1 protein-coding gene and 1 pseudogene are annotated in these 1,317 nt (G+C 78.6%); one reads left to right on the plus strand and one right to left on the minus strand.

All coding sequences use genetic code 11. The annotated features are described in order from the left end of the window. Window positions 1–339: 339 nt before the first annotated feature. Window positions 340–945 (minus strand): annotated as a pseudogene (locus AAHZ94_RS34205) (sigma-70 family RNA polymerase sigma factor); the annotation flags it as partial. 61 nt (window positions 946–1,006) lie between these two features. Here AAHZ94_RS34205 and AAHZ94_RS34210 point away from each other — a divergent pair. After that, window positions 1,007–1,189, plus strand: coding sequence for a zf-HC2 domain-containing protein (locus tag AAHZ94_RS34210; RefSeq protein ID WP_349997577.1), 183 nt, complete (start codon window positions 1,007–1,009; stop codon window positions 1,187–1,189). Window positions 1,190–1,317: the final 128 nt, after the last annotated feature.

Below are 1,317 nucleotides of genomic sequence, written 5' to 3' on the forward strand. Positions count from 1 at the left end.
CCCCCCCCCCCCCCCCCGGCGGCCGGCGGCGGCCGGCCGGCCCCGGGGGGGGGGCCCGCCGCCCCGGACCCCCCCCCCCCCCCCCCCACCTCGGCGGGTTCAGCGCGCCCCGGCCAGTTCGGGCACGCGCAACGGTTCCGCGTCCGGCCTCGCGCCCGCGCCCGCGCGGGGAGCCGGGCTACCGGTCGCCCCCGTAGCCCTGCCACCGACCGTCCCAGCAACCCTGCCCCCGGTCGTACCGGCCGTCCTGCCCCCGACCATCGGGGACACCGCGGGCGCGGCCGGCGCGCGCGTGGTGGGCGGCGGTGGTTCGGCGGCCTCCAGGGGGCCGAAGCCGGCCCGTTCGGCGCTGGTCAGTTGGTGGATCAGGGCCTCCCTCGCGCGCGCGACGCGCGAGCGCACCGTTCCCACCGGGCAGCCGGCCACGAGCGCCGCCTCGGCGTACGGCAGGCCGAGCAACTGGGTGAGCACGAACGCCTCGCGCCGCTCGTACGGGAGTTGCCCGAGCAGTTGGGAGAGGGCCACCCCCTCGTCGAAGCCGGGCAGTTCGCGGGACTGTGCCAACTCGGCCGCGGTCTGCCAGTCGTCCGTGTCCGAAAGCCGCGGCCTGGCCGCGTTGCAGCGCAGCCGGTCCACCACCGTGTAGCGGGCGATCGACAGCAGCCAGGTGCGGGCGGTCGACCTTCCCTCGAAGCGTGGCAGGCTGCGCAGTGCGCGCAGATACGTCTCCTGGACCAGGTCGTCGGCCGCCTGCGGGTCATTGCTCAGCCGCAGCACGTAGCGCCACACGTCGCGCTGGGTGGCCCGTACGAACCGGTCCACCGCGTCGGCGTCACCGCTGCGCGCCGCAAGGGCCCAGGCGGTCACCGCCGCGTCGTCTCGCTCAACCACGGGTGCCACCGCACTCCACGCCGTGCCGGTTCGTGGTCCGGGCCCCGGCGGCATCGCGCCCGCGCGCGCGGGGGGCGCTGTACGGGGCGGTGGCGGCAGCGGGGACCATGTGCGGGTGCACTGTTCCGATTCCCGTACCGCACTCTCCGCCAGGGTCGACGGCGAGGCGCTGCCGCCCGGGGTAGCCGGGGCGGCACTCGATGCGCACGTGCGTGGCTGCATCGACTGCCGGCGCTGGGAGCACCAGGTGGTGGCCCTGCGCAAGTGGATCACCAGCATCGACAGCGGGTCGCACTAGGCGACCGGGCCCGGGCGGGGGGGGGGGGGCCCCCCCCCCCGCCCCCCCCCCCCCCCCCCCCCCCCCCCCCCCCCCCCCCCCGCCCGCCGGCGGCCGCCGCCCCGCCCAGCGCGCGAGGCGAATTGGGG

The sequence above is a fragment of the Streptomyces sp. HSW2009 genome (assembly GCF_040240285.1).
Lineage (GTDB): Bacteria > Actinomycetota > Actinomycetes > Streptomycetales > Streptomycetaceae > Streptomyces.